We start from the raw sequence: 8,315 nt of genomic DNA on the forward strand, positions 1-8,315 counted from the left end.
CGCCTATATCGTGGACATCGCGGCGCCGCCGCCCGAGGACGAGTCGTTCGCCCTCCCCGTCCCCCTCTTCGAGCCGGTTCCGGCCTATGTGAGCGCGCCCGCCTATATCGTCGCGCCGCCGGACAACGTCATCTACCAGAACATCCACAACAGGGTGGTGATCAACGAGATCAACCGGCGCGTCATCGAGCGGCCGCGCGGACCTTCGGCGGCGGCCCTCATAGGCGGTGCCGCCGGTCTCGGAGCGGCGGCTCTCGCCCCTCGGGTGGCGCTGCCGCCCTCCCTGTCGCACCGCGCCGACCGTCACGACGCCGGTCACAACGCCGACGGCCCTCGCCGCGACCGCCCCACCCTGCCGCCGGGTGCCCGCGACGAAAGACCGAACGGTCCCCGCATCGGCCGCCCGCTCCCCGCGGTGGGCGCCCCAGACCCGAAAGCTTTGCCCGAGCCGAGGCCGGTGGCGAACACGCGCCCATCCGGTGACGTCGGCGGACCGCCCGACCGCGTGCGCCCGGGGGACGGGAAGGCCGGGCCCGACCGCAAAGCCGCCATCGACCGTCGTCCCCCGCCCGATGGGGCGAACCCCGCCGGACCCGGAGCCGGACGCGGCAACGCCGATCCCGCCGACCGGGCGGCCTTGCGCCGGGAGCGGATCGAGCGCCGGGAGGCGGCCCGCGCCGCCGCCAAAGCCGAACGACCGCAGCTGCGTCCCGCCCTCGACCAGCCGCAAAGCTACCGCGCCCGCGAGGGGCGTCCGGGCCATGATCGGGTGGCCCGGCCGGGATTCGAGCCGAACGGCCCCGAGCGCGCCAGACGGGAGCCGGCCAATCTCAATCGCGAAGCGGCTGGCCAGCCGCCGCGACGCGGCCCGGATTCCGATGCCCTGCAGCGCCAGCAGCAGAGGCTTCAGATCCAGGAGGCCCGCCAGCAACAGCGGATGCAGATGGAGCAGCAACAGGCCGCCCGGCGCCAGCAGGGGCAGGTCCAGCAGCAGCAGATGATGCAGCGCCAGCAGATCCAGGAGAACCGCCAGCAACAGCGCATGCAGATGGAGCAGCAGCAACAGGCCCAGCGCCAGCAGATGCAGCAGCAGCAACAGATGATGCAACGTCAGCAGATGCAGGCCCAGCAACACCAGCAACAGGCCGCCCAGCGGCAACAGATGATGCAGCAACAGCAGCAGCAACAGGCGGCCCAGCGCCAGCAGAGGCAGGCTCCGCCTTCGGGCGGGAACCCGAACTGCCATCCGGGCCGGCCCTGTCGCTGAGGCGGCTTATCCCGGGAACGGGAGGATGAGCCCGGACCTCGGTGTCGGGCCTCGCTGAGATCGCCTTGCATCGAGCGGCGCCGATCCCGGCCGATGGTCGTCCTCAGCGCGTTCGGCGGAATCCCGCCACGCCCGAGGTCAGTCGAGGTCTTTCGAGAATGCGCGCGCGAGGCGCTCGACCGTTGCATCGTCGACGCCATCGGCGACGAAGTCGGTACGCCAGGAGCGCATGCGGATGGCGAGGGTGGCGACGATGTCTCGGGCCTCGTCCCGCGAGAGGTCGAAATCCTCGACCCGTGTCAGGCAGTTGCCGGTGGTCGGGTAGCTCCCGGATCGACCGACGCCGATGGCTTGCTGGGGATCCATATCCGGTTGGGGGACCACGTCGAAGGCCGGGGACAACCGCCACCCGTCGCCGCATCGGAGGAAGGCGTGGTTCTTGAGGTGATCGTCCCGGTTGCCGCACAGGACGTTGAACACCATGCGGCGGAACAGTTCATGGCGGTCGGACACGTGACGCGCGCCGTGCCGGAGGAGGAACATGGCAAGGTCGGGGTAGGAACCGAAATCGGAGGTTTCATCCAATCCGAGAGCGGTCAATCCGCTCATGTAGTGGCATGTCGGGTGGTAGGGGGCCGCATCGCGGTCGAAGCGCTTCACCAGGACGACCTTGCGAGGCCCGACCGCGAGAACCCGGGTTTCGGCGGCGTCGATCCCGCAACGGAATGCCATACGCATCGTCGCGTGCTCCGCGCCGCATTGGTCGTAGGTGTCGTCCCGCCTTTGGAACTTGGCGATCCATAAGGCACCCTCGTAGTCGATGACGGCCTTCGGTCGGGCGCCGCCCATGCTCATGCCCGCCGTCCAGAGGCGGGCCGCCAGCCCTTCGACCGCCTCGCCTCGTTCGAGACGCTCGAACCCGTCCGCGATGCCGTCGAGATCGGCCGTGGCCGCGTAGCTCGGACGCGGTGACGGGGGAGCCGGGGTTTCGGAGAAGGCGAGGCAGCCGACGCGCTCGTCTCCGGGGGCGAGCAACCAGTCAGACGGCATCATCGGCGGAGAATCGTGAGGCCGACGATGTTCGACGAGCCGTCGCCCCCAACGGTCCGGCGTGGCATCCGCCAGGACGCCCGGAAGTCGGCCACGGATGGTGCTCCTGAATGGCCCCGGCTGAAGCGGCAAGTGTTCCGGGTCCAGGGCGAAAGCCCGGCCATGATTGTTCTTCAGCCAGGACCCGACATAGGCGAATTCGCCATAGGACCGACCGGCCGCCGGCATGACGAGCCGGTAACGGCCGACGAGGTCCGTGGCCCCGTCCTCGCGGCGTACATGGACATAGACGTCAGAGGTCATCGAGATTCAGTTCGCGCGGGCGGCGCACGCGGCTGGGAAGGCGGCTGGTTTCGATGGAAGCGGCCAAGTGGTCGTTCTCGGGGCTGACCGCGCGCCGGACGGCCGGGAACAGGCCGAGGGTCCAGACGGCCCTGGCGAAGACGCCGAGCGACACCGAAGGATCGCCTTTCTCGAGCTTGCGCAAGGTCGGGAGGGAGACCCCCACGCGGGACGCGAGGTCGGATGCGGGCTGACGTCGGCGCAATCGCGCGACCCTTATGGCCTGCCCGATCTCGCGAAGACCCTCCGAAACCTCGAAGGGCGCATGTGCCGAGCGTTCGTTCGTCATGCCGCCATCCTTGCATCTCAGGCGGCCTAGATGAAAGTATGTTTTCTATCTTGGGTCGGTTTTCCTGCGGAAGGGGGATCTGGCGTCTCTCTCGACGGGGAACGAACCGGCATAGGTCCATGCCGCCAGGCTAGGGCGGGGAGACGGTCGGTCAAGTTCGGATCGGTGGCATCGGCTGCGGCAACGTCCGTAGGTCGCCGGGCTGGCTCGGGTCGATCTCACCGACGAGGGCCGGCTTCATGTCATAGAGACCGGAAATGGCTTCGAGGGCGGCGATCGCGTCCTGATTGATGCCCCAGCGCGTCACCGTCGCCACGAAGGCGCGCGTCGTCATCAGCGTCACGGGGAACTCCACGTCGAGGAACAGGGTCGCGACCTTCCGATCTTCGTAGAGCACGACCGCCGAACTCGCCTCGGTCGGGTGCCAATGCGCCACGAACTCGCGCAGAGCCTGCTCGCCGGAATCACGCAGGGCTGACTTGAGCAAGGCATCCCCCGCTGGAGTCCGCGGCCGGGCGCGCAGGGCCGCGACACCGATGCCGACCACGGTCTCGACCCGGAGCGCGGCTTCGCCGAGGCCATCGATCCAGGCGGCGATCTCGGCAGCAAAGGGCTTGGAGAGATCACCGACCACCTCTTCCTCGACCCGGTCCACCAGTACGATCCGCCGGTTGAGACCGCGCAGCGTATCGAGGATGCCTGCTGCCGCGAGCCGGATCAGCGGACCCGCATCGGCCACGACGATCGGCTGGCGGTCCGAGGGGGCGATCATGGCGACACCGTCCAGGTGGTCGTGCCGTCCTTGTTGTCCTTCACGGTGACGCCCATGGCGGCGAGGGCGTCGCGGGCGCGGTCGGAGGCGGGCCAGTCCTTGGCGGCGCGGGCGGCGCGGCGGGCCTCGATCGCGGCTTCCACCGCCGCCACGTCGACGCCGGCGGCGGCGATGGCACTGTCCGCCCGCGCCGACTGCGTCCGCCCGAGGAGGCCGAGGAGGCCCGCCCCGGCCTTCAGCGTCGCCGGGTCGTCGAGGCGGTGCAACTCGGCGAGGGCGGCGGCGGTGTTGAGATCGTCGAGGAGCGGCTCCACCACCGAGGCCGGCACCTCGGCACCGGCGGCCACGTCGCCCACGATGCCGTACCAGCGGTCGATCATCTTCGCCGCCTCCTCCAGCCCACGTACCGTCCAGTCGATGGGCTGGCGGTAATGCGTCTTCAGCATGGCGAGGCGCACGACCTCTCCGGGCCAATCCTTCAGCACCTCGCGCAGGGTGATGAAGTTGCCCAGCGATTTGGACATCTTCTGCCCCTCCACCTGGAGGAAGCCGTTATGGAGCCAGACATGGGCCATGACGTCGGTGGCAAAGCAGCAGCGGGACTGGGCCACCTCGTTCTCGTGATGGGGGAAGATGAGGTCGATGCCGCCGGCATGGATGTCGAAGGTCTTGCCCAGATGCTTCCATGACATGGCCGAGCACTCGATGTGCCAGCCCGGCCGCCCCGGCGCGGCGATACCGGCCGGCGACGGCCATGACGGCTCGCCGGGCTTGGAGGGCTTCCACAGGACGAAGTCGAGGGGCGAGCGCTTGTAGGGGGCGACCTCGACGCGGGCGCCGGCTTCCATCTCGTCGAGGGGCCGCTTCGAGAGCGCGCCATAATCGGGCATCGAAGGCACGTCGAACAGCACATGGCCTTCCGCCACATAGGCATGGCCCGATGCCACGAGCCCGTCGATGATCGTGTGCATCTCGGCGATGTGGTCGGTGGCGCGGGGCTCGACGAAGCGCGGGCGCTCGCCCGCCACGTTCACGTCCTCGGCCATCAGCACGCCGAGGTCGCGGATGTCGCCGTGGAAGGCGGCGAGCGTCCCGTCGGTGAGTTCGCGGATGGTGATGCCGCGCTCGGCCGCGCGGGCGTTGATCTTGTCGTCCACGTCCGTGACGTTGCGGGCATAGGTGACATGCGCCTCGCCGTAGAGATGGCGCAGCAGCCGGAACAGCAGGTCGAACACGATGATCGGCCGGGCATTGCCGATATGGGCGGCGTCGTAGACCGTCGGCCCGCAGGCATACATCCGCACATGCGTCGGATCGATCGGCACGAAGGGCGCCTTCTCGCGGGTCAGCGTGTTGTAGAGCCGCAACATCGGCGCCATGAAACCGTCTTTCGTAACCCTGGGACGCGACGGCTCCGCCGCCTGCGGATGCCGCCTGTCCCCATGCCCTAAATCCCGAGAACCGATCAACTTTTACGAGTCGCGAGGCATGCGCCCCGCAACCGCGACGACCGGATCGGCCGGACGCCAAGCACCCTGCGTGTTGCACGGAGGCGACGGACCCTGCCGACCAACTGCGCTACCCCAAAACGGTGATGAATTCGAGAACGACGCCGGGAGAGGTTCGGTCAAGGTCGCGACGATCCGGAAAGGATTTGTTTACCGACGAGGCCGAGATTTTCCCAAACGCGAATCCTCCCATCCGGTGAATCCAGCCTTTCGCGGATCCCGTCATCAAGGTCACTGCCCATGCGACGCTCGGCTGCCGGTCTCGGCGCTCTCTGCGCCCTCGCGCTCATTTCCTCCGCCGCCCTGGCCGTCGATGACGGCGAGAAGCCCGCCCGCGCGCCGGCACAGGTAGAGAAGACGTTCCTGATTCCCGCCGGCGAAGGCTACGGCGTCGGCGAATGCCTGGTGGCGGGCAGCGGCTCCTGCGGGCAGGTGGTGGCCGATGCCTGGTGCGAGGCGCAAGGCTTCGCCGTCGCCGGCTCCTTCGGCCTGGCCGCTCCCGAGGACTATACCGGCGCGATCGGCCAGCCGCCCGCGCCGAAGCCCGTCGAACCGCCGATCCGCATCACCTGCAAGGACTGATCCGCAGGGCTCACACCCGCTCGTTCGAGGCGGCCCGGCCCGATGCCGGCGCCGCCTCCGGGCCGGATCAGCCCTTGAAGAAATCGCCGCAGCGGGGCGGCGCCTCGGAGGTGCCCCAGGGCATCAGCGGCACCGCCGTGGTGGAGTTCTTGGGCGAGCCCTGGATCACCTTGTCGGAATAGACCATGTAGATCAGCGTGTTGCGCTTGGCGTCACAGCCGCGGACGATCTGCATCGACTTGAAGATCAGCGACCGCCGCTCGCTGAACACGACGTCGCCCTGCTTGAGCTTGTCCTTCGGATTCTTGAACGATACCGGGCCGACCTGCCGGCAGGCGAGGGAGATGTCGGAGACGTCCTCGGCGAGGCCGAGCGTGCCCTTGATTCCCCCCTTCTCGGGCTGCGTGTACCAGCAGGCGATGCCGGAGACCTCCGGGTCGTCGATGCCGTAGACCACCAGCTTGTCGTTGGGGGTGAGCGGACGCCACACCGTGGATTTGTCGAAGATCCGGTCCGTGTCGTCGGCGCGGACCGCCGTCCCGCCCATCACCAACGCCGCCAATCCGGCCGCCACCGCGCGGCTTGTGAGACTCCGAAGACACATCATCACATCATTCCCCTCAAGTTTGCCGATGGGCATGTGGGAACACTGTCGCGCTCTGGCGAGGGCGGTTAGACACCCTTTGCAAAGGCGTTCTTCCGTACCCTGCCCGAGGGCCGGAACCGCCCAGCTTCACACCCGTTTCTGACAGGTCATGCCGCTGATCCCTCCACAGATCCGCAAGCTCGTCGCAACGCTCGGCGCCGCCATGGCCGCCATCGCGTTCGGGACAGCCGTCCAGGCGCAGGCACCCAACGCCCAGTGCCAGCGATACCGCTTCGAACTCGCGAATCTCAGCGACGGCGCCAACACCGCCCGCGCCCTGCAGAACGAGATCGGCCGGCTGGAGGCCTATTACCGGACCCTGAGCTGCGAAGGCGGCAAGTTCCTGTTCTTCGATTCGCGCCCGCCGCAATGCGGCGCGGTGGAGCAGCGTATCCGGGCGCTCCAGGCCGGCTACGGCGCCGAGAACGGCGAGGTCACCGCCGCCCGGCGGCGCCAGCTCACGGCCGCCATCGCCTCCTCCTGCGCCGAGACCGGTCCGAAGATCGTCGAGGGCGTGGTCGGCGAGCAGCGCGGGCGGGGCGGGCCGCAGGTGGTCTGCGTCCGGACCTGCGACGGCGCCTATTTCCCCATGAACAATTTGCCCGATGGTCGCGAGGGGGCCAACGAGCTGTGTCAGGCCCTGTGCCCCGGCACGGAGGCGGTGGCCTATTCGATGCCCAATGGCGATGACGGGCTGAAACAGGCCGCATCGATCAAGGGCAGCCGGGCCTACGTGTCGCTCGCCAACGCCTTCAAGTTCCAGAAGAGCTTCACGCCGGACTGCTCGTGCAAGAAGGCGAACCAGACCTGGGCCCAGTCCCTGGTGAAGGCCGAGAGCATGCTCGTCCGGCACAAGGGCGACATCTTCGTGACACCGATGCAGGCGGAAGCCATGTCGCGGCCGAAGGTGCGCGTCACCCTCGCGGGCCGTGCGGACAAGACCGTGGCGGCCATCGCCGCCGATGCGGCGACCCGGAACGGGGCCATCCTGTCCGATGGGGGCGTGGTTCGCGACGGGGCGGCCACGGAAGCGTCCGCCACCGGCCGCGACGAGCGCGCGGCCATCCGCATCATCGCGCCGAGCATGATCGCGGTCCCGGCTCGCGCCGCCGCGCCCTAGCGGACATTCACGGCGGGCGAGGGAAATCGTCGGTCCCGCCGCGATGTCACGAGCGACCCGGGCGACACGTCCCCTAACCGGTTGAGGGCGAAGGATTTCCCTCGCGCTCGCCTTCGATTCCGCGTCGAGATGGTGGATCGCGGGCGCACGCTCCGGGAATGAATTCGGAACCATCCCGGCTCCATTCGGTTCCGATGGCCACATCAACGTTTGTGAGTGACCATCGATGCGGAACCTCCGCCTGCTCTTTCTGACCGGCACCATGTTGCCGGCCTTGATCCTATCGGGCCCCCTTGCGGCCAGCCCCGACAGAGGCGGGCCGGGCGTGATGCTGCTCGCCCAAGCGGGTCCGGGAGCCGAGCGCGGCGACCCGCGCGGAGGCGGCGATGCCCCCCGTGGCGGCGCGGCTAGGCCGGAAAGAGCCGAGCGCCCGGAAAGGGCTGAACGCCCCGAGCGCGCAGAACGGCCGGAGAGGGCCGAGCGCCCCGAGAGAGCGGAGCGTCCCGAACGTCCCGAGCCGCGCCAGGAACGGGCTCCGGTTGAGCGGCCCGAGCGCGCGGAGCGCCCCGAGCGGCCTGATCGTCCCGAGAAGCCCGACCGCGCCCCGGCCGAACGGCCGACCCCTCCGGCCGCGCGCGAGCGCAATCCGGATCCCGCCCCCGCCAAGCCGGCACCGAAGGAGGCTCCGGCCCCGCGCGAGCGTGCCCCGGCCGCTCCCGAGCGCGACGCGACACCCGAC

At 69.2% G+C, this 8,315-nt stretch carries 7 protein-coding genes and 2 pseudogenes; 4 read left to right on the forward strand and 5 right to left on the reverse strand.

Translation table 11 applies throughout. The annotated features are described in order from the left end of the window. Positions 1–1,267, forward strand: a pseudogene (locus MBTS_RS19785) (hypothetical protein); the annotation flags it as partial. Between the two features lie 138 nt (positions 1,268–1,405). Here the strand turns inward: MBTS_RS19785 and MBTS_RS19790 are convergent. From MBTS_RS19790 to cysS, 4 genes are all read right to left on the reverse strand, one after another. After that, positions 1,406–2,620 (reverse strand): type II toxin-antitoxin system HipA family toxin, encoded by a 1,215-nt coding sequence (locus MBTS_RS19790; RefSeq protein WP_018041890.1) that lies wholly within the window; start codon positions 2,618–2,620, stop codon positions 1,406–1,408. Continuing rightward, a complete protein-coding gene (locus MBTS_RS19795) occupies positions 2,610–2,948 on the reverse strand; it encodes a helix-turn-helix domain-containing protein (RefSeq protein ID WP_018041889.1) in 339 nt (112 codons plus the stop codon). Before MBTS_RS19795 ends, MBTS_RS19790 begins: the two co-directional genes overlap by 11 nt. A gap of 151 nt (positions 2,949–3,099) precedes the next feature. After that, positions 3,100–3,720, reverse strand: coding sequence for a hypothetical protein (locus MBTS_RS19800; protein ID WP_018041888.1), 621 nt, complete (start codon positions 3,718–3,720; stop codon positions 3,100–3,102). Further along, on the reverse strand, positions 3,717–5,099 hold the full coding sequence (cysS, locus tag MBTS_RS19805) for a cysteine--tRNA ligase (protein ID WP_192216307.1): 1,383 nt from the start codon (positions 5,097–5,099) through the stop codon (positions 3,717–3,719). The genes MBTS_RS19800 and cysS overlap by 4 nt, the downstream gene beginning before the upstream one ends. Positions 5,100–5,468: 369 nt before the next feature. Here cysS and MBTS_RS19810 point away from each other — a divergent pair, with 369 nt between their 5' ends. After that, positions 5,469–5,810, forward strand: coding sequence for a hypothetical protein (locus tag MBTS_RS19810; RefSeq protein WP_192216308.1), 342 nt, complete (start codon positions 5,469–5,471; stop codon positions 5,808–5,810). Between the two features lie 67 nt (positions 5,811–5,877). Here the strand turns inward: MBTS_RS19810 and MBTS_RS19815 are convergent, their stop codons facing one another. Beyond that, on the reverse strand, positions 5,878–6,414 hold the full coding sequence (locus MBTS_RS19815) for a CreA family protein (protein ID WP_192216309.1): 537 nt from the start codon (positions 6,412–6,414) through the stop codon (positions 5,878–5,880). A 151-nt stretch (positions 6,415–6,565) separates the two neighbouring features. Between MBTS_RS19815 and MBTS_RS19820 the strand changes: the two genes are divergently transcribed. Both MBTS_RS19820 and MBTS_RS19825 read left to right on the forward strand, forming a co-directional pair. Further along, the gene (locus tag MBTS_RS19820) at positions 6,566–7,576 is read left to right on the forward strand and encodes a DUF2865 domain-containing protein (protein WP_018041884.1); all 1,011 of its coding nucleotides are present in this window, start codon (positions 6,566–6,568) and stop codon (positions 7,574–7,576) included. 226 nt (positions 7,577–7,802) lie between these two features. Further along, positions 7,803–8,315 (forward strand): annotated as a pseudogene (locus MBTS_RS19825) (OmpA family protein); the annotation flags it as partial.

It is taken from the genome of Methylobacterium bullatum (assembly GCF_014845095.1).
Classification (GTDB): domain Bacteria; phylum Pseudomonadota; class Alphaproteobacteria; order Rhizobiales; family Beijerinckiaceae; genus Methylobacterium; species Methylobacterium bullatum.

Coding starts and splice junctions, on each gene's coding strand:
- MBTS_RS19790 (WP_018041890.1), bottom strand. CDS start 2,620: ATGACCTCTGACGTCTATGTCCATGTACGCCGCGAGGACGGGGCCACG.
- MBTS_RS19795 (WP_018041889.1), bottom strand. CDS start 2,948: ATGACGAACGAACGCTCGGCACATGCGCCCTTCGAGGTTTCGGAGGGT.
- MBTS_RS19800 (WP_018041888.1), bottom strand. CDS start 3,720: ATGATCGCCCCCTCGGACCGCCAGCCGATCGTCGTGGCCGATGCGGGT.
- cysS (WP_192216307.1), bottom strand. CDS start 5,099: ATGGCGCCGATGTTGCGGCTCTACAACACGCTGACCCGCGAGAAGGCG.
- MBTS_RS19810 (WP_192216308.1), top strand. CDS start 5,469: ATGCGACGCTCGGCTGCCGGTCTCGGCGCTCTCTGCGCCCTCGCGCTC.
- MBTS_RS19815 (WP_192216309.1), bottom strand. CDS start 6,414: ATGTGTCTTCGGAGTCTCACAAGCCGCGCGGTGGCGGCCGGATTGGCG.
- MBTS_RS19820 (WP_018041884.1), top strand. CDS start 6,566: ATGCCGCTGATCCCTCCACAGATCCGCAAGCTCGTCGCAACGCTCGGC.